Raw genomic sequence first — 18,438 nt, 5'->3', positions numbered from 1 at the left:
TGATGGTATGAGTTCTTCGGATGTTGCTGCCCATGAGATCCGTACCAGCCTCTTCCGGCTGGTCCGCCGGTTGCGGCAGGAGCGTCCCGAGGGTGAGCTCAGCTACTCGCAGTTCAATGTGCTGGGCTGGCTGGAGCGCGAAGGTCCGATGACGAACGCCGACCTGGCCGCCGCCGAGCGGGTCACCCCGCAGACGATGATGCGCGCAACGACCGACCTGGTAGCGAGTGAATTCATCAGCCGTGCTGACAATCCTGCCGACCGCCGTCAGGTCCTCCTCGAGATCACGCCCGCCGGTGCCACTCTCGTCCGCGAAGACCGCCGTCGCCGGGACACCTTCCTCGCGAAGGCCATGGACGCCACCCTCACCCCGACCGAACAGGAACTCCTCCACCTGGCCGCCCGCCTCATGGACCAGCTCTCGGAGGTCGTTGAGTGACCAAGGCCGTGGAGGAACGGGAGGCGGTTCGGACCGGGAACCTGCCGGCGCGGTATGCCGCCTCGGTGGGCCTCGGCACGTTGTTGCAGCCCCTGAACTCCTCGATGATCGCCGTCGCGCTGGTTGCGATCGGCGCGGACTTCCACGCGGGGACCGAGACGCAGTGGCTGGTCTCGGGGCTGTACCTCGCGACAGCGGTCTCGGCGCCGACAGCCGGTCGGCTGGCTGATCTCATCGGCGCTCGTCGAGTGTTCCTTGCCGGACTTGCGCTCGTGGCGGTCGTGTCGGCGTTGGCCCCGCTCTCGCCGAGCCTCGGGTGGTTGATCGCCGCGCGGGTCCTGCTCGGAATCGGGACCGGCGCGCAGTTCCCCTCGGGCGTCGCGATGATCCGCCGGATCGCCGACCGCCGGAAGGCGTCCGCGGTAGGTGCGCTCGGGCTGCTGTCCGTCTTCGCGCAGACCTCTGCGGCGCTGGGTCCGAGCGTCGGCGGTCTCCTCGTCGGCACGTTCGACTGGCAGGCGATCTTCCTCGTCAACCTCCCGGTCGCCGCCGTCGCGGGCATCGCCGTACTCCGGCTTGTGCCCAAGGATCCGCCCCGGCCGGCGGACGACGACCGCAAGCTCTGGCGGGAGATCGACCTCGCCGGGCTGCTCTTGTTCACGCTCGCGATGACCGCGCTGATGCTGGTTCTGCTCTCGCTGACCACCAGTCCGAACTGGTGGTTGCTGGGCGCGGTGGTCCCGCTCGTCGTGCTGTTCATCCTGTGGGAACGTCGCTCCACGACCCCGTTCGTCGACGTGCGCCTGCTCGCTCGCAGCGCGCCGCTGTCGCTCGGTTACCTCCGCACGATGCTTACGTACGTCGCCTTCTACGCGATCTTCTACGGTCTGCCCGGTTGGCTCGAGCAAGGCCGCGGGCTCGACCCGACGCAGGTCGGTCTGGTCGTCCTCCCAATCGCGACGCTCGGCGCCATCACCGTCGCGATCGCGACCAAACTCGCTCGCTCTCACGGCGACCGGCTGCTGCTCCTGATCGGTTCGGCCGGCCTGCTGGTCGGGGGCGCCGCGCTCGCCTTCGGGGTTCACACCGGTACGCCGATCGTCGTGCTCGTCCTGATCAGCGCGGTCCTCGGCATCCCGAACGGGTTCAACGGGCTCGGCAACCAGCTGGCTGTCTACCGCGCCGCCCCGCCGGAGGTCGCCGGTGCCGCGGCCGGCTTGTTCCGCACCTCGCAGTACGTCGGCGCGAACCTCGCCGCCGCCGCGATCGCTCTCGTCTTCGCCGGACCGGCTACGGACGCAGGCCTGCACCGCCTCGGCCTCCTCGTCGGCGGCATCGCGGCGATCCTGCTCCTAGATGTGATCTTCGCAAGAAAATCACAGTGATTCTCTATAACGCGACCGGGCTTGCGACCGGCGGCGGCGGGATCGGGATGCTGCGGAACGTCTCGGACGAGCGCAAGCAGGCCGCGGCGACGTTCCTGCAGTTCTGGCGCATCCGGAGAATTCGGCGTGGTGGACGACGCAGACCGGCTATCTGCCGGTAGTGAACAAGGCGCGCGAAGACGCCGAGCTGAGGAAGCTGATCGCCGAGCAGCCGAAACTACGGGGTGGCGATCGCGCAGCTGGAGAACGCGCGGCAGCAGGACGCGATCCGGCTGTACGGGCGGAACGCGAACGTGCAGATCTACACCGGGCTGCAGCAGATCTACGCCGACAACGCACAACCCAAGAAGGTCTTCGGCTCGGTCGCCAAGCGCCTCGAAGCGATCGGCACCGAGGTCAAGCGGCTCTACGAGGAGAAGGTGCTGTGATCATCACCGGGTCGGCCGAGGAGCTGTTGCCGTGATCATCACCGGGCATCGCGGTGCGGTGGGGACGGAGCCGGAGAACACGCTGCGGTCGTTCCGCCGGGCGGTCGCGGACGGCTGCGACGAGATCGAGCTCGACCTGCGGGTGAGCGCCGACGGGGAGCTGGTGATCATCCACGACGCCACCGTCGACCGGACCACCTCCGGGTCGGGCGAGGTCGCCGCGCTGACGCTCGCCGAAATCCGCGCGCTGGATGCGGGTCTCGGCGAGCAGGTACCGACCTGGTCCGAGACGGTCGCCGCGATCGACGTCCGCTTTCAGGCGGAGGTGAAGGCCGAGGCCGCCGTACCGCTGCTCGCCCAGTCGCTGAAGTCGGATCCGGCGCTGGCCGCGCGGACGCTGGTGACGTCGTTCCACCCGGAGATCCTGCTCGCGATGCGGCAGGCGTTCCCGGACGTAACGACCGGCCACATCTTCGGACGGACGCCGGAGATCGCCGACGTCATCGCCCGCACCCGAGCGGCCGAGGCCAGCTGGTCCCTCTGCGGCATCGCCGGCCTGACCCCGGCGGGCGTCGCCGAGCTGCACGCCGCCGGCCTGTCCACCACCGCCTGGCCCGTCCCCGACGCCAAGACGCTGGCCGAGGCCGTCGCTCTGCGCGTCGACGGCATCACCACCGACAACCCCCACCTGCTCCAGCTCGCGAGCTAGCGGATCCCCAGGCCATCACAACCGCACCTCCGCCCGCCCACCACGCGGGCCGATGGACGCACCCCGCCATTGTGATGGCCTGGCGATCCGCCTCACCCTTTCCAACGCCACTCGCCTCACACGTTCCAACGTCTGAATTTGTTCTTCCGTAGAACATAAATGTGTGATTGCCTATCTCGCATGGGAATCAGCATCGGTGTGGTTGGCGCCGGACAGTTTGCTCCTTCGTTCTTGCGGCTGTGGTCCGCGCACCCGGACGTGTCCGAGGTGCGGCTGACCGACGTCATCCCGGAGCGGACCGCAGAGATGGCCGCCAAGCAGGGCATCGCAGTGACGCACGCGTCGTTCGAGGAGATGCTCGAGTCGGACCTGGACGCGGTCGCGATCTTCACGCAGCGCTGGCTGCACGGGGAGATGGCGATCAAGGCGCTCGAGGCCGGCAAGCATGTGTACTCGACAGTCCCGATGGCGATCGAGGCGGACCAGATCGCGCGCATCATCGAGCTGGTCAAGGAGACCGGCCTGACGTACATGATGGGCGAGACCAGCTTCTACTACCCGTCGTCGGTCTACTGCCGGCAGAAGCTCGCCGAGGGCGCGTTCGGGCGGGTGTTCTACTCCGAGGGTGACTACGTCCACGACATGGACCTCGGGTTCTACGCGGCGTACCAGTACTCCGGCGGCGACGAGTGGAAGAAGACCGCGTCGTTCCCGCCGCTGCTCTACCCGACGCATGCCGTCGGCAACGTTCTCTCGGTGACCGGTCAGCACGCCACGCACGTGTCGGCGATCGGGGTCAAGGACGACCGCGGCGACGGCGTCTTCGACAAGGACATCAGCCAGTTCAACAACGACTTCTCGAACGCGACCGCGCTCTTCAAGCTCGCCGACGGCGGCATCATGCGGACGAACGAGATGCGCCGCGTCGGGTACCCGTCGCACATCCGCGAGTCGCGACTGCGGGTGTTCGGCACCGAGGGCAGCTTCGAGCAGCTCGCCACCACGACGCTGTGGCAGAACAAGGAAGGCGTCGAGGACGTCTCCCACCTGATGGAGACCAAGCCGAGCAGCTCCCTCGACGACGCCGACCTGGCGAACGTCGACCCGGCGCTCCGCGACGCGTTCCGCTCCGGCCTCTCCCCGGTCCACGACCGCAGCCGCCTGCCGGAGGCGTTCGCCGGCATGCACAACGGCCACGAGGGTTCCCACCACTTCCTCGCCGACGACTTCGTCCGCGCGGTAGCCGACAAGACCCTCCCACCCATCAACGCCTGGATCTCCGCCCGCTACACCCTCCCCGGCATCTACGCCCACCAGTCAGCCCTCCAAGGCGGCGTACAACTAGAGATCCCCGACCACGGCGACGCACCTGCCTGACCTAAGAACAGGAGGTAGTCCACCGGTTGGCGACCTGCCAGGCGTGAGTGTGCGGGCGGTTCGGCTCACGAGCGGACTACCTCCTGTCGTTAGCCCCGATAGGGTGCGGGCGTGATCGTTCGGCGGATGGCGCTCATCGGGCTGCTGGGATTGATGGCGGCCGGCTGCTCGGGGGAGACGCCCAGTTCTCCTCCGGCCAGCAGTACGACGACGTCGCAGAATCTCGCCCCGCCGTCGCCGTTGCCCGGTTCCACGCGGGCGGGAACGCGGCTGAAGTTCGGCGCCAAGGCGGTGATCACGATCGGCCGGGCGGACCGCCCGAGCCGGGTCGGCGTGATCGTCACCGGCGTCGACAAGGCGTCGGACAAAGACATGGCTTTCCTGCGATCGACGTATCCAGACCAGGTCTCAGGCTGGGCCTACCTGATCCGGGCCGTGCTCATCAACGAGGACGGCGACAAGGGCGACAGCGCGTTCAGCGGTTACAGCGGGCCGAACCTGACCGGCGACTTCAGAGGCGGCGGCGACGCCGGCGCGCTCCGCCTCCTGGGTGGAGATCTCGCCCTACCGAGTTGCACCGATTACAGCTCCCCACCAGCCGGCTGGACCGCCCCAGGCTCCCGCTTCCAAACCTGCCGCGTCATCTTCGCCAGCCCCGACGAAGTACGCCTGAGCCTCACCACCGCCGGCAACCTCTACTGGCAATAGCATCCGATCTGGCCTGGGCAGGTGGAGTGACGTTTATTGTTCAGAAAGGCGACGCTCCGGTCAGGTTGCGACAGGGGTGGGGGGAACGTAGGAACGTTCTATGACCCTGCGACGTCTGGGCCTGTCCGCCCTCTGTCTTTCCCTGACCCTCGGTGGCACGACCGCTGTTGCCACCCCGCCGACGCAGCATCTTCCGCTCGGCCCTGACAATCTCACCGAGACCCGCGATACCCGCGCGCTCCAGCCGGGCGTCACGCTGACGACGATCGTCCGCGGCCAGACCGACACCAAGGCCGGCTGGACCGTCGAGATCGCGATTCCCTCCTCCTCGCCCGATCCGGACGCGCCCGCCGCCGCGATCTCCGACCAGGCCGGCGCGAACAAGGCCGCCGACAAGCTCCGCGCCGCGGGTCTCGAGCCACGCGTCGAGGATGTGCCGACGCCGCGACTTGCTGACGCGGGCGGAGGCAGCCTCGGGTACCGCGTTCGGCTCGGACTGTTCGCGAACAAGGCGGACGCCGACGCCCTGCGTACCAAGGTGATTGCGGCCGGGCTCAGCGGATCGAGCATCTACACAGGCTGGGACGGTGAGCCCGACGACATCGCCGGCTCGACCGGTCCGTGGCACGTCCAGGTGCTGACGATCGACCCGAAGAAGTTCCGCGGCACGCTCGACGCGACGTACGGCTCGGACATCGAACAGCGCGAGACGACCAGCACGCTCGCAACCCTGACCGGCGCGACCGCCGCGATCAACGCCGGCTTCTTCGTCCTCGATCCGAAATCCGGAGCGCCTGGCGATCCGGCCGGCGTCGGTGTGTACGACGGGCGCCTGGTCAGCGAGCCGACCAACGGCCGCCCGGCCCTCGTGCTCGGCCCGCGCGGCACGTCCGTCGACCGGTTCACCTGGCGTGGTTCCGTCCAGGGCGCCGGCAAGGCGCTTCCGCTCGACGGCCTGAACCGCGTGCCCGGCTTGATCCGCAACTGTGGAGGTACGGCGGATGACCTGCCGACCGCGAAGCCGATGCACGACACGACCTGCACGGACGCGGATGAACTGATTGCGTTCGACGAGTCGTACGGCGTTGCCACGCCAAGCGGACCCGGTGCCGAGGTGGTGCTCGATCGGCGCGGGGTCGTTACGGCGATCCGTACGGCGACTCGCGGTGGGGCGATCCCTGAGGGCGGGCGGACCGTGCAGGCGATCGGCAACCTCGTGGCGCCGTTGCTGGCTGCAGCTCGAGTTGGCAGGCCGTTGACGGTCCGCTCGACCTTGCTCGACGAGCGCGGCCGGCCGGTCCCGCTGTCCCGCCGTACGACGATCGTCAACGGCGGACCGGAACTGGTCCGCGACGGGCGGATCCACGCGACCGCGGCGGCCGACGGGATGGTGCAGGACACGGCGAGCTTCTACTACGGCTGGGTCCACAAGCGGAACCCGCGCACAATCGCAGGCGTAGACGACCACGGCCGCACGGTGCTGATCACGGCTGATGGACGCAACGTCAACAGCCTCGGCCTGTCGATCTCCGAAGCTGCCGCAGTAGCCAAGTCCTTCCACCTGACCGAAGCAATCAACCTGGACGGCGGCGGCTCCACAACGATGGTTGCTGACGGCAAGGTATTGAACACACCATCGGACGCAACCGGCGAGCGCCCCGTCGGAGACGCACTGGTAATCACGAAGTAGTTGTCAGTCACGCGGGGGCGGCAGAAGTCCGCCCCCACGGACGGCGATCTGGTCCAGCTCTGCCCACGGCAGGATGCGTACGGCGACAACGGTGCGGTCTTCGAGTTCGGCGCGGAGTAGGCGGTGAATGCCGTCGAGGATGGTGAGACGGTTGTCGGGGCGGCGTACGGCGTCTATTGGGTGGCGGAGGTCTGCGGTGAGGGTGCGTTCGTACTGGGAGCGATAGGTGACCGGATCGGCCGCGACCTGGTGTGCAGTGATCTGGAACGGACGGTCGTCGTACGCCCAGAACGGGAGGTCGAGGTGGTCGGCGAAGTCGGCCACGGGGAGCTCGATCACCGGCAGGTCGAGGGCGTGCAGCAGCTCGAGGTCCCAGTGCAAGTCGAGGATGTACGCCGCTAGCGCTGGAGGGATTTCCAGTGGGAAGCGCATCACTCGTAGATGCGGCGCAACCGTAGGGTCATCGAGTTTTCGATGTGCCGGGTCATCGCCGCCTCAGCTCCGGCTGGATCGCCGGACGTGATTGCCTCGACCAGCATGCGGTGCTCGGTCAGCACCTCTGGGCCGATGTCGCGGTTGTAGTGGAGGCGGAAGATGTGTAGGTGGCAGTGGGTGCGTTCGAAGGCGAGCCGGACCTGCTCGCTCCCCGACAGTGACGCGATCAGTGAGTGGAACCGGTTGTCGTGCGCGGTGAGCGACTTGTAGCCGGCATAGTCGATCGACGTCGGCTCGACTGCGTTCGCCAGCTCGGACCGCAACTGTTCGCGCCCCGAGGAAGAGATCAGCTCGGCCGCCCGCCGCGCCGCCCACGGCTCCAGCAGCAGGCGGAAGCGGTACAGGTCGTCGAACTCCTCCAGCGTCAGCAGCGGCGTCGCGCGGTAGCCCTTCAGCGGCTCTTTGACCGCCAAACCCTCCGACTCGAGCCGCGCCAGCGCCTCCCGGACGGGCGTCGACGACACCTGGAACTCGCGTGCCAGACCGTCGATCGAGATCCGGGCGCCGGGGCGGATGACGTGGTCCATCAGCATCGTCTTGATGGCTTCGTACACGTCGTCGGCGAGCATCTGCCGCCGCAGCACCCGCCGGTCCACCGGCGAAACCGGCTCCATCGGCCCCAACGCGTCAGCCATCAGCTGTCTCCGGAATCTGGTCGCGCCCTTGACCCCACCGGTCAGGTTTCGGCAGGGTAACACTGGTAATCATGCATCATGCACGATTCTGGCTCGAGGTAGCTATGGGAAGGCGCGAACGATGGTGAGGTTCGAAGAGATCGGCGTTCTGCCCGAGCCCGGGGACAACGTGGCGATCGCCTCCCGGCGGCTGGAGGCCGGCACCGAGGTCGACCTGGACGGTACGACGGTGACGCTGCCACACACCGTGCTCGAGGGGCACCGCTTCGTAGTCACCCCGGCGAGCACCGGTGACGCGCTGACCTCGTGGAACACCGCGTTCGCCCGCGCATCCCGCGACCTCGTCCCCGGTGACTATGTGTGTACGCCGACCAGCCTCGCCGCCGTGACCGCCCGCGGCGTCGACGGTCTGCCCGAGGTGCCGAGCGCGACCAACGAGCCGCTCGACCCGTACGAGCTGGACGAGTCTGCGGTGAACTTCGGCGCCCAGGTGACCAGCGTCGAGCAGCCCGGCACGTTCCTCGGCTACCCGCGGGAACAGGGCCCGGCCGGTACGCGCAACCACGTCGTACTGATGGCGACCAGCTCGCGCAGCAGCGGATTCGTCACCGAGCTCGCCCGGCGCTTCGACGGCTCAAAGGCCGGCGACGGAGTCGTACCGGTGGCGCACACCGAGGGCGGCGAGGACGAAGTACCGAACAACCTGCATTTCCTGCTCGCCACGCTGGCCGGCTTCACACTGAACCCGAACGTCGGCGCGGTCCTGATCGTCGACACCGAGGGCGACGTCGTCTCGGGTGAGGCGATCAAGAACTTCATGGCCGAGAACGGCTACCCGTCGATCAAGGTGCCGCACGCGTACTTCACCCGGAAGGCCGGCTTCGAACACGACCTGACGATCGCCGGCGCGCTGATCGAGCCGTGGCTGCCGGTCGTCGACGCGCAGCAGCGCGAGGAGGTCCCGCTGGCGGATCTCAAGATCGCGCTGCAGTGCGGCGGCTCCGACGCGTTCTCCGGCATCTCGGCGAACCCGCTGGCCGGTCAGGTCAGCTCCGAGCTGATCCGGCACGGAGGTACGGCGGTCCTCGCGGAGACCGACGAGCTGATCGGCGCCGAGCCGTACGTCCTGAAGAACGTCCGCGACCTCGCGACCGCGAAGAACTTCCTCGCGATCATCAAGTCGTTCAAGGAGCGCGTCGGCTGGCACGGCCACACCGCCGAGGGCAACCCGTCCGGTGGCAACGTGTACCGCGGCCTGTACAACATCGTGCTGAAGTCGATCGGCGCCGCGCGCAAGCTTCCGCGCGAGGTCCGGCTCGACCACGTCATCGAGTACGGCGAACCGCTGCCGGGCAGCGGCTACATCTTCATGGACAGTCCGGGCAACGACCTGGAGTCGGTGGCCGGCCAGATCGGCAGCGGCTGCAACCTGATCTTCTTCACCACCGGCAACGGCTCGATCACCAACTTCCCGTTCGTTCCTACGCTCAAGTTCGTCACGACGAGCGCCCGGTACGAGCGGTTGCACGCCGAGATGGACGTTGACGCGGGCAAGTATCTGACCGGTACGCCGATGCCGGACCTGACCGCGGAGACCTTCGACCTCACGATCCGGGTCGCATCCGGCGAGAAGAGCGCGGGCGAACGCGCCGGCCACAGCCAGGTGTCGATCTGGCGGAACTGGAAGCAGGTCGGCCCGGTCGAGGGGATCTCGATCACCACCGACGGCCGGATGAGCCGCAAGCTCACCGACCTCCCGGCCGAGGATCGCGACGCTCCGCTCGACGGCCTGCCGCACCACGGCCTCACCGCCGACAGCCGGACCCCCACGGAGCTTCTGCGAGTCGACGACCGGTTGGTGCCCGAGGCGGTCGGCCTGATCCTGCCGACCAGCCTCTGCTCCGGCCAGATCGCTCTGCGGATCGCAGCCCAGGCGGAGCTGGAGAAGTGGGCCGGTGACGCGGTCACGCGGATGGTCGCGCTGCCGCACACCGAGGGCTGCGGCAGCAGCGGTGGTGCGTCCGAGGAGACCTTCGCGCGGATCATGCTCGGGTACTTGCTCCACCCGAACACCCGGATGGCGCTGCTGCTCGAACACGGCTGCGAGAAGACCCACAACGACTACTTCCGCTCGCGACTCGTCGAGGCCGGCAAGGATCCGTCCCGTTTCGGCTGGGCGAGCATCCAGGCCGACGGCGGTCTCGAAGCGGTCGGCGACAAGGTGAAGGCCTGGTTCAGCAGCTTCCAGTTGGCCGCTCCGGCTGACGAGCGTGGAGACCTCGGTGCGCTCACCGTCGGCCTCGAAGCACGGGGTCCGCTCTCGGAGGCGACCGCCGAGGCGTTCGCGCTGATCGGCCGCGAGATCGTGGGCTCGGGCGGTTCCGTCGTACTGTCGTCGCGTGGCGCACTGCTTGCGGATGACCGGTTCCGTACTGCGGCGTTCGGGTCGGCCGATCCGGCCGGGCCGACTGTCGCGCATGGGCAGCGGCTCGCCGAGCCGGGGTGGCAGGTGATGCGGATGCCGGGGACCGACTGGATGGAGACCGCGACCGGGTTCGGTGCGACCGGTGTCCAGCAGATCCTCGCGCATGTTGCCGGCGGCACCTTGTCGGCGCAGCGGTTCGTGCCGGTTGTCGAGTTCAGCAACGATCCTGAGACGGTTGCGACGTACGGCGACGACCTGGATGCGGTCGCCACCGGCAACGCGGCCGAGCAGGCGCGGATCGGGCTGGACACCATCGCCGCGGTCGCCAGCGGTCGACTCGTTCCCAAAGCTGTTGCCTCCGGCAATGTTGGTTTCCAGATCACCCGTGGTCTGCTCGGCACCTCGATGTAACTGTGCTTTTATAAATGAAAGGCCTGTCAATGCACCTTGTCCGCTATCTGTCTCCCGTAGACGGTCGCCCGATCCCCGGTGTGCGCACCGGTGACACGGTGGCTTCCCTTGCCGGCATCAACACCTTCGCGGAGCTGCTGCAACTCTCGCTCGAGGACCTGCGGGCCGCGGTCGGTAAGGTCGGGGAGGGCGAGCCGGCCGAGGGCCTGAAGTTCCTGCCGCCGCTCGACGGGCGTGGTGAGGTGTGGTGCGCGGGCGTGACGTACGAGCGGTCCCGCGGCGCCCGGATGGAGGAGAGCACCGAGCAGTCGGTGTACGACAAGGTCTACAGCGCCGACCGGCCTGAGCTGTTCCAGAAGGCGCCCGCTTGGCGGGTGGTCGTGGACGGCGAGCCGGTCGGGATCCGGTCCGACTCCGGTCACGACGTACCGGAGCCGGAGCTCGCGGTGGTTGCCAACAGCCACGGTCAGATCGTCGGGTTCACGGTCTGCAACGACATGAGCTCGCGCTCGATCGAGGGCGTCAACCCGCTGTACGTGCCGCAGGCGAAGCTGTTCGCGGGCGGTTGTGCGCTGGCGTCGGGGATCCGCCCGGCGTGGGAGGTCTCCGATCCGAAGAACCTCGGCATCCGGCTGGTGATCGAGCGGGACGGCGCGGAGGTGTTCTCGGACACCACATCGACGGCGAAGCTGGTCCGGGAGCTGCAGGACCTGATCGACGTACTGTTCCTGCCGAACGACTTCCCCGACGGTGTGATCCTCGCGACCGGCACCGGGATCGTCCCCGAGCTGGACTTCGCGCTCGCCGAAGGGGACGTCATCACGATCACGATCGACGAGGTCGGCACGCTCACGAATACCGTGGCGGTAGGCCGGGAACCGTTCGCGTTCCTCGCAACCGACAACCTGGAGGGAATCCGATGACGCAGGACACCACACCCGCCGAGCTCGAGCAGGCGCTGGCCGCCGCGACGGCTGCTGCGCCCGCGTTCGGTTCGTCCGAGCCGGCCGTGCGGGCCGGGTGGATCCGCGCCGTCGCGGACGCGTTGGATGCGGCGTCCGACGAGCTGGTGCCGATCGCGATGCGCGAGAGCTCGTTGCCTCAGGCCCGGTTGACCGGCGAGGTTGCCCGCAGTACCGGACAGCTGCGGATGTTCGCCGACGTGCTCGAAGAGGGCTCGTTGCTGGAAGTCGTCATCGACACCGCCGACGCGCAGGCCAAGCCGGTGCCGCGGCCGGATCTTCGGCGCATACTCGTCCCGCTCGGTCCGGTCCTGGTGTTTGCCGCCAGCAACTTCCCGTTCGCGTTCAGCGTCTGCGGCGGCGACACCGCCTCCGCGCTGGCGGCCGGGTGCCCGGTGATCGTCAAGGCACACCCAGGACACCCGGAGCTGTCCGCGCGGACCGCCGAGGTGATGATCGAGGCGCTGAAGACTGCCGGAGCACCGGACGGAACGTTCGGCCTGATCGCGGGCTTCGACGTCGGCGTCACCGCGCTGAAGGACCCGCGCATCACCGCGGCCGGCTTCACCGGCTCGGTCCCCGCAGGCAAGGCTCTGCACGAGATCGCCGTCACCCGCCCGGAGCCGATCCCGTTCTACGGCGAGCTCGGCAGCCTGAACCCGGTCTTCGTCACGCAGGCCGCGATCGATGCCCGCGGCAAGGACATTGCCGGCGGGTACGTCGGTTCGTTCACGCTCGGCGTCGGACAGTTCTGCACCAAGCCCGGACTGCTGTTCCTGCCGACCGGCCACAGCCTGCAGGACCAGCTCGTCGAGGCAGTCGGGGGAGTGGCCGAGGCGCCGATGCTCAACGACCGGATCAAGGACGGCTTCAGCTCCGGCCTCGACCGCCTCGAAAAGGTCGACGGCCTCCGGGTCTGGTCCACCGGCGCCGCAACCCTTCTGCAGACCACGGTCACCGAGCTGCTCGCCCGCCGCGACGAGATCTTGGAGGAATGCTTCGGCCCCGTCTCGATTGTCGTCGAGTACGACGGCATCGCCGAGCTGAAGGCAGCCGTCGAAGCGTTCGAAGGCAATCTGACCGCGACGCTGCACGCCGAGGACGAAGACGCCGACCTTGCCCGTGAACTTCTCCCGCAGCTGACCGCCCGCGCCGGCCGCGTCCTGTGGAACGGCTGGCCGACCGGCGTCGCGGTGAGTTGGGCGCAGCACCACGGCGGTCCCTTCCCGTCCACGGTCGGCTCGATCCACACCAGCGTCGGCGTGACGGCGGCCCGCCGGTTCCAGCGCCCGGTGGCGTACCAGGACACGCCCGACGCGGTGCTCCCCGACGTACTCAAGGACTCGAACCCGGCCGGCATCAGCCGCCGGGTGAACGGAACCGTGACCACAGGTGAGGTGTCGCGATGACTGATCTACCTCCGACCAACGACCCGGCCGAGGGCGAAGTCCTCGCCGGTGAGTCCGAGCCGGCATCGACCGGACGGCGGAGCTACGACCACTGGTTCGGCGAGAAGGGCCGCAACGGGTTCATCCACCGATCGTGGATGAAGTCGCAGGGCTTCTCCGAGGAGGCCTTCGACGGCCGCCCGGTGATCGGGATCTGCAACACCTGGTCCGAGCTCACGCCGTGCAACGCGCACCTGCGCCGGCTCGCCGAGTCGGTCAAGCGCGGCGTCTGGCAGGCCGGCGGATTCCCGCTGGAGTTCCCGGTCATGTCGCTCGGAGAGACACTGCTGCGGCCGACCGCCATGCTGTTCCGCAACCTGCTCAGCATGGACGTCGAGGAGTCGCTGCGCGGCAACCCGCTGGACGGCGTGGTGCTGCTGACCGGCTGCGACAAGACGACGCCGGGCTCGATCATGGGCGCCGCCAGCGTCGACCTGCCGACGATCGTCGTCACCGGCGGTCCGATGTTGAACGGTAAATTCCGTGGCTGCGACATCGGCTCCGGTACGGCGGTCTGGCGGTTCACGCAGGACCTCAACGCCGGCCGGATGTCGGCCGAGGACTTCGCCGCGGCCGAGGGCGGCCAGTCGCGGAGCAACGGCCACTGCATGACGATGGGCACGGCGTCGACGATGGCGTGCATGGCCGAAGCGCTCGGTCTGCAGCTCACCGGCGGCGCGGCCATCCCCGCCGTCGACTCCCGCCGGTACGTGGTCGCCCAGAAGTCCGGGCAGCGGATCGTCGAGATGGTGAAGGAAGACCTCAAGATCAGCGACATCCTGACCCGGGATGCCTTCGCGAACGCCGTCCGGTCGAACGCCGCGATCGGCGGCTCGACGAACTTCGTCATCCACCTGCTCGCGATCGCCGGCCGGGTCGGCGTCGACGTGACGCTGGACGACATCGACGAGTGGGCGCGCGGCGTCCCATGGCTGGTCGACCTGCAGCCGTCGGGCAAGTACCTGATGGAGGACTTCTACTACGCCGGCGGCCTGCCCGCGGTGCTGAAGGAGATCCTGCCGCTGCTCAAGACCGACGCGATCACGGTCACCGGCAAGTCCATCGGCGAGAACGTCGCGAACGCGGAGCGGATCGAGGCGACGTACCCCGGTGGTGCTCCGGGCGACCCGACGTACGCCGTGATCCGGCCCGTCGGCGATCCGCTCGGAAGCGGCGCGGGAACCGCCGTACTGAAGGGGAATCTCGCGCCGGACGGTGCGGTCATCAAGCAGTCGGCCGCGTCCGAGCGGCTGTCCCGGCACCGCGGCAAGGCGCTGGTGTTCAGCAGCATCGAGGAGTACGACAAGGCGGTCGAAGACCCGGACCTGGACGTCGACGAGGACACCGTGCTGGTGCTTCAGAACGCCGGCCCGCGCGGGTATCCGGGGATGCCCGAGGTCGGCAACATGACGATCCCGCGCAAGCTCGCCGAGATCGGCGTCGACGACATGGTGCGGATCTCGGACGCCCGGATGAGCGGTACGGCGTACGGGACCGTCGTACTGCACGTCACGCCGGAGGCGGCTGTCGGTGGGCCGCTGGCGTTGGTGCGGACCGGTGACTGGATCGAGCTCGACGTACCGGCGCGGCGGTTGCACCTGGATGTGCCGGACGAAGAGCTGGAAAAGCGACGAGCCGACTGGCAACCGCCGACGCCGCCGACCGATCGCGGCTGGGCCCGCCTGTACGTCGACCATGTCACGCAGGCGAACCAGGGCTGCGACCTTGACTTCCTGGTCGGCCGCACAGGTTCAGCCGTCGGACGGCAGAGTCACTGATGAGCTGGGGACCCTTCGAGGCGGTTCGAGGACTTCGGCCGTCCGGCACGCTCCCGCAGGTGACGCCGATCAGGCGGATCCTGTCGGAGGTGCCGACCTCGGCCGATCCGTACGCCGAAGCGCGCGCTGCGCTCGAGCCGCTGCGCGAACGGATCCGGCCCGACGCCCGGATAGCGGTGACTGCAGGCAGTCGTGGGATCCGCGATCTCGTGCCGGTGGTGAAGGCCGCCGTCGACTGGCTTCGTGACGCCGGCGCGGCGCCGTTCGTGATCCCGGCGATGGGCTCGCACGGTGGTGCGACCGCGGATGGGCAGCGCGAGATGCTCGAAGGGCTCGGCATCACGCCGGAGTCCGTCGGCTGCCCGATCGAGGCGACGATGGAGACCGTGGTCGTCGGCACGCTCGACGACGGCACCGAGATCCATCACGATGCGATCGCCGCCAAGGCCGACGGCGTACTCCTGGTGAACCGGGTCAAACCGCACACGGACTTCCACGGACAGATCGAGAGCGGGATCGCGAAGGTTCTCGCGATCGGCCTCGGCAACCACCGCGGGGCTGCCTCGCTGCACGCCGGCGGCATCCCGTCGCTCGGCGGCAACATCGAGGCCGCGGCCCGGATGGTCGTTGCGCAGGGCAAGATTATCGGCGGTCTCGCGATCCTGGAGAACTCGCTCGATCAGACCGCGTCGGTCGAGCTTGTCGAGTCCGACGGAATCGCCGGAGCGGCCGAGAATGCCTTGCTGCAAAGGGCTTCCAGCATGCTCGGCCGGTTGCCGTTCGATGAGCTCGACGTGCTGGTGATCGATGAACTGGGCAAGGACAAGTCCGGCGCCGGCATGGACACCAACGTGATCGGTCGTTGCTGGGTGCACGGGATCCCGGAGTTCGAGTCGCCGTCGATCGCGGCGATCAGCGTGCACTCGTTGACGCCGGCCTCGCACGGGAACGCATCCGGTCTCGGGCTCGCCGACGTCATCCCGGCGCGGTTGCTGGAGCAGATCGACCTGCGGGCGAGCTACGTGAACGCGTTGACCTCCGGTGCCGGCGGTGCGCGGCGTTCCCGATTGCCGATGGTGATGGAGGACGACGAGGCCGCCGTACTCGCGGCTGTGACGATGTGCGGACGACGGCACTGGTCCGAGCTGAGGCTGGCCCGGATCAAGGACACGCTGTCCCCGCACGAGCTGATGGTGACGCCGGCACTGCTCGACGAGGCGGCTGAGCGTTTCGACCTGGAGATCACCGGTACGGCGCGCGACCTGACGTCGGGCGGGAGCCTCGGACCTTGGAGCGAGTGATGAACCTTCGCGAAGCACGTGCCCTGCTCGCCGATCGCGGTTTCGCGCCGGGGGACACCTCGACCCGGACGTTCCCGGACGGGTCGCCGTACAAGGTCGAGATCCCTTCCTGTGAAGGGCCGCGGGTGATGACCGCGGTACTGGAGGAGGCCAAGTCGCGCGGGATCACGATCGACCGGGTGTCGCAGGGCAGCGGCGTGATGATGCTGACCGACGGCGAGATCGAGGAGATGCTCTCGCTCGGCGCTTCCTCCGGCGTCGAGGTCTGCCTGTTCCTCGGACCCCGCGGCTCGTGGGACATCGGTGGTCAGGCCAAGGTCTCGGCGGCGGTCGGTGGTGTTGCGCGGGGCAACGAGCAGGTCGCGGCGTCGTTGTGCGACGCCTTCCGCGCGGTGGAGCTCGGCGTACGGAGTCTGCTGGTCGGAGACATCGGCGTACTGGAGATCATGGGCCGGTTGAAGGTCGAGGGCGAGCTGCCTGCGGACCTCGTGCTGAAGACCTCGGTGCTGATGCCGTTGCCGAACGCACCGACCGCCCAGCTGTACGAGCGTCTCGGTGCGACCAGCCTGAACGTGTCGACCGACCTGCCGGTGCCGGTGCTCGCGGAGATCCGCTCGGTGACGACGGTACCGATCGACATGTACATCGAGGTCCCCGACGACCAGGGCGGCCACGTCCGCTTCTACGACGTACCGGAGGTCGTCCGCGTCGCGGCGCCCGTTTATTTGAAGATGGGCCTGCGCAACGCGCCGAACATCTACCCGGTCGGCGCACACCTGGCCGGTACGGCGGAAGCCCTCGGACGGGAGCGTGTCCGGCGGGCGGAGTTGATCCTGCGGCTGCTTGCCGAGCAGGATGAAGCATGAGTGATGCGCTCGTAACCCGGCTCCGGTCCGCATTGGGGGACGCGGCGGTTGTCGATGATCCCGATGTGCTGGACAGCCATCGGCACGACCACGCGACGTTCTCGCCGGCGGGTGTGCCGCGGGTGCTGGCGCGACCGACCTCGACCTCCGAGGTCGCTGAGGTACTGCGAGCCGCCGGCAGTTTCGGCGTACCGGTTGTCACGCAAGGTGCGCGGACCGGGCTGTCGGGCGCGGCGAACGCGATCGATGGGTGTCTGTTGCTGTCGACCTCGCGTCTCGATCGGATCCTCGACATCTCCGTCGAGGACCAGGTCGCCGTCGTACAACCGGGTGTGGTGAACGCCGACCTGTCGCGGGCTGTGCTGGGGAAGGATCTGTTCTACCCGCCGGACCCGTCGTCGTGGGAGATGTCGACGATCGGCGGCAACATCGCGACCAACGCCGGCGGGTTGTGTTGTGTGAAGTACGGCGTGACGTCGGACTTCGTGCGCGCTGTCGAGGTGGTGCTGGCGTCGGGTGAGATCGTCCGCACCGGGCGGCGTGCGGCGAAGGGCGTTGCCGGATACGACCTGACGCGACTGATCGTGGGGTCGGAAGGCACGCTGGGCGTGGTCACCGAGGCGACGCTCGCGTTGCGTCCGGCCCCCGAGGCCGGGCTGACCGCGGCGGCGACCTTCCGCTCGATCGAGGACGGGATCGCGGCTGCCGCGGCGGTGATGGCGTCCGGGCTGCGGCCGTCGTTGCTGGAGTTCCTCGACCAACCGACGCTGCGGGCGATCCAGGACTACCGCGACATGGGTCTTCCGGGCGACGTCGGCTCGATGCTGCTCGCGCAGTCCGACCGCGGACCACGCGCGGCCGAGGACGTGGCACGCATCGCGGCGATCTGCACGGAGCACGGCGCGATCGAGGTCGCCGAGGCCTCGGACGTCGAGGAGTCACGGATGTTGCTCGAGGCGCGCCGCCTGGTGAACTCCGCACTGGAGCCGCTCGGCACGACGCTGATCGACGACGTGTCCGTACCGCGTTCGCAGCTGGTCGCGTTGCTGCGCGGGATCGCCGCGATCGGTGACAAGTACCAGGTGCTGATTTGTTGCCCAGGGCATGTAGGCGACGGCAACATGCACCCGACCGTGGTCTTCGACCGCAACGACCCGGCGGCCGAGGAGCGAGCCCTGGAGGCGTTCGGCGCCGTGATGGAGCTAGGCCTCCGCCTCGGCGGGACGATCACCGGCGAACACGGCATCGGCACCCTGAAAGCCGGCTGGCTCGAGACCGAACTCGGTCCGGTCGGCCTCGAGCTCCACCGCCGCATCAAACGAGCCTTCGACCCCGACAACCTCCTCAACCCCGGGAAGGTCCTCCAGGCCTTCTGAACCGC

The 18,438-nt window shown here is 68.5% G+C and carries 17 protein-coding genes; 15 read left to right on the top strand and 2 right to left on the bottom strand.

From position 1 onward, the window contains the following. The first annotated feature begins 7 nt into the window (after nt 1-7). The 8 genes from EV645_RS11380 to EV645_RS11350 all read left to right on the top strand — a co-directional run bounded on the left by EV645_RS11380 (nt 8) and on the right by EV645_RS11350 (nt 6,736). A complete protein-coding gene (locus tag EV645_RS11380) occupies nt 8-439 on the top strand; it encodes a MarR family winged helix-turn-helix transcriptional regulator (protein WP_130442422.1) in 432 nt (143 codons plus the stop codon). After that, a complete protein-coding gene (locus EV645_RS11375) occupies nt 436-1,824 on the top strand; it encodes an MFS transporter (RefSeq protein ID WP_130442413.1) in 1,389 nt (462 codons plus the stop codon). Before EV645_RS11380 ends, EV645_RS11375 begins: the two co-directional genes overlap by 4 nt. Next, entirely contained in the window at nt 1,821-1,985 is a 165-nt protein-coding gene (locus tag EV645_RS41830; protein ID WP_157997047.1) for a hypothetical protein, read from the top strand. Before EV645_RS11375 ends, EV645_RS41830 begins: the two co-directional genes overlap by 4 nt. 63 nt (nt 1,986-2,048) lie before the next feature. Further along, on the top strand, nt 2,049-2,252 hold the full coding sequence (locus tag EV645_RS11370; protein ID WP_130442411.1) for a hypothetical protein: 204 nt from the start codon (nt 2,049-2,051) through the stop codon (nt 2,250-2,252). A 31-nt stretch (nt 2,253-2,283) separates the two neighbouring features. Beyond that, on the top strand, nt 2,284-2,961 hold the full coding sequence (locus EV645_RS11365) for a glycerophosphodiester phosphodiesterase (RefSeq protein WP_130442409.1): 678 nt from the start codon (nt 2,284-2,286) through the stop codon (nt 2,959-2,961). A gap of 180 nt (nt 2,962-3,141) precedes the next feature. Beyond that, nucleotides 3,142-4,338, top strand: coding sequence for a Gfo/Idh/MocA family protein (locus EV645_RS11360; RefSeq protein ID WP_130442407.1), 1,197 nt, complete (start codon nt 3,142-3,144; stop codon nt 4,336-4,338). A 111-nt stretch (nt 4,339-4,449) separates the two neighbouring features. Further along, on the top strand, nt 4,450-5,046 hold the full coding sequence (locus EV645_RS11355) for a hypothetical protein (protein ID WP_130442405.1): 597 nt from the start codon (nt 4,450-4,452) through the stop codon (nt 5,044-5,046). A gap of 100 nt (nt 5,047-5,146) precedes the next feature. Then, complete coding sequence (locus EV645_RS11350) at nt 5,147-6,736, top strand: phosphodiester glycosidase family protein (protein ID WP_130442403.1); 1,590 nt, start codon at nt 5,147-5,149, stop codon at nt 6,734-6,736. Between the two features lie 3 nt (nt 6,737-6,739). Here the strand turns inward: EV645_RS11350 and EV645_RS11345 are convergent, their stop codons facing one another. Both EV645_RS11345 and EV645_RS11340 read right to left on the bottom strand, forming a co-directional pair. Then, nucleotides 6,740-7,168, bottom strand: coding sequence for a hypothetical protein (locus EV645_RS11345; protein WP_130442401.1), 429 nt, complete (start codon nt 7,166-7,168; stop codon nt 6,740-6,742). Then, complete coding sequence (locus tag EV645_RS11340) at nt 7,168-7,866, bottom strand: GntR family transcriptional regulator (protein WP_242000335.1); 699 nt, start codon at nt 7,864-7,866, stop codon at nt 7,168-7,170. Before EV645_RS11340 ends, EV645_RS11345 begins: the two co-directional genes overlap by 1 nt. Before the next feature lie 121 nt (nt 7,867-7,987). Here EV645_RS11340 and EV645_RS11335 point away from each other — a divergent pair, with 121 nt between their 5' ends. The 7 genes from EV645_RS11335 (at nt 7,988) to EV645_RS11305 (ending at nt 18,433) form a co-directional block, all read left to right on the top strand. Next, on the top strand, nt 7,988-10,702 hold the full coding sequence (locus EV645_RS11335) for a UxaA family hydrolase (RefSeq protein WP_130442399.1): 2,715 nt from the start codon (nt 7,988-7,990) through the stop codon (nt 10,700-10,702). A gap of 98 nt (nt 10,703-10,800) precedes the next feature. Further along, nucleotides 10,801-11,625 carry a fumarylacetoacetate hydrolase family protein gene (locus tag EV645_RS11330; RefSeq protein WP_242000334.1) on the top strand — a complete coding sequence of 275 codons (825 nt, stop codon included), beginning with the start codon at nt 10,801-10,803 and terminating at the stop codon, nt 11,623-11,625. Further along, nucleotides 11,622-13,073, top strand: a complete 1,452-nt coding sequence (locus EV645_RS11325; protein WP_130442395.1) for an aldehyde dehydrogenase (NADP(+)) — start codon at nt 11,622-11,624, stop codon at nt 13,071-13,073. The genes EV645_RS11330 and EV645_RS11325 overlap by 4 nt, the downstream gene beginning before the upstream one ends. Next, nucleotides 13,070-14,890: an IlvD/Edd family dehydratase gene (locus EV645_RS11320; protein WP_130442393.1), complete on the top strand. Its 1,821-nt coding sequence runs from the start codon at nt 13,070-13,072 to the stop codon at nt 14,888-14,890. The genes EV645_RS11325 and EV645_RS11320 overlap by 4 nt, the downstream gene beginning before the upstream one ends. Then, nucleotides 14,890-16,191 carry a nickel pincer cofactor-dependent isomerase, group 22 gene (locus EV645_RS11315; RefSeq protein WP_130442391.1) on the top strand — a complete coding sequence of 434 codons (1,302 nt, stop codon included), beginning with the start codon at nt 14,890-14,892 and terminating at the stop codon, nt 16,189-16,191. Before EV645_RS11320 ends, EV645_RS11315 begins: the two co-directional genes overlap by 1 nt. Next, a complete protein-coding gene (locus EV645_RS11310; RefSeq protein WP_130442389.1) occupies nt 16,191-17,057 on the top strand; it encodes a U32 family peptidase in 867 nt (288 codons plus the stop codon). Before EV645_RS11315 ends, EV645_RS11310 begins: the two co-directional genes overlap by 1 nt. Continuing rightward, entirely contained in the window at nt 17,054-18,433 is a 1,380-nt protein-coding gene (locus EV645_RS11305) for an FAD-binding oxidoreductase (protein WP_130442387.1), read from the top strand. Before EV645_RS11310 ends, EV645_RS11305 begins: the two co-directional genes overlap by 4 nt. Nucleotides 18,434-18,438 lie beyond the last annotated feature (5 nt).

The organism is Kribbella rubisoli, assembly GCF_004217145.1.
Lineage (GTDB): Bacteria > Actinomycetota > Actinomycetes > Propionibacteriales > Kribbellaceae > Kribbella > Kribbella rubisoli.
Note: the sequence above shows the minus strand (reverse complement) of the source record. Positions and strands in the feature narration are given on the sequence as shown.

What these genes read in the sequence shown, in the direction of transcription:
- EV645_RS11335 (WP_130442399.1), top strand. Translation starts at nt 7,988, where the DNA reads ATGGTGAGGTTCGAAGAGATCGGCGTTCTGCCCGAGCCCGGGGACAAC.
- EV645_RS11315 (WP_130442391.1), top strand. Translation starts at nt 14,890, where the DNA reads ATGAGCTGGGGACCCTTCGAGGCGGTTCGAGGACTTCGGCCGTCCGGC.
- EV645_RS11350 (WP_130442403.1), top strand. Translation starts at nt 5,147, where the DNA reads ATGACCCTGCGACGTCTGGGCCTGTCCGCCCTCTGTCTTTCCCTGACC.
- EV645_RS11360 (WP_130442407.1), top strand. Translation starts at nt 3,142, where the DNA reads ATGGGAATCAGCATCGGTGTGGTTGGCGCCGGACAGTTTGCTCCTTCG.
- EV645_RS11320 (WP_130442393.1), top strand. Translation starts at nt 13,070, where the DNA reads ATGACTGATCTACCTCCGACCAACGACCCGGCCGAGGGCGAAGTCCTC.
- EV645_RS11310 (WP_130442389.1), top strand. Translation starts at nt 16,191, where the DNA reads ATGAACCTTCGCGAAGCACGTGCCCTGCTCGCCGATCGCGGTTTCGCG.
- EV645_RS11325 (WP_130442395.1), top strand. Translation starts at nt 11,622, where the DNA reads ATGACGCAGGACACCACACCCGCCGAGCTCGAGCAGGCGCTGGCCGCC.
- EV645_RS11380 (WP_130442422.1), top strand. Translation starts at nt 8, where the DNA reads ATGAGTTCTTCGGATGTTGCTGCCCATGAGATCCGTACCAGCCTCTTC.
- EV645_RS11340 (WP_242000335.1), bottom strand. Translation starts at nt 7,866, where the DNA reads ATGGCTGACGCGTTGGGGCCGATGGAGCCGGTTTCGCCGGTGGACCGG.
- EV645_RS11305 (WP_130442387.1), top strand. Translation starts at nt 17,054, where the DNA reads ATGAGTGATGCGCTCGTAACCCGGCTCCGGTCCGCATTGGGGGACGCG.
- EV645_RS11345 (WP_130442401.1), bottom strand. Translation starts at nt 7,168, where the DNA reads ATGCGCTTCCCACTGGAAATCCCTCCAGCGCTAGCGGCGTACATCCTC.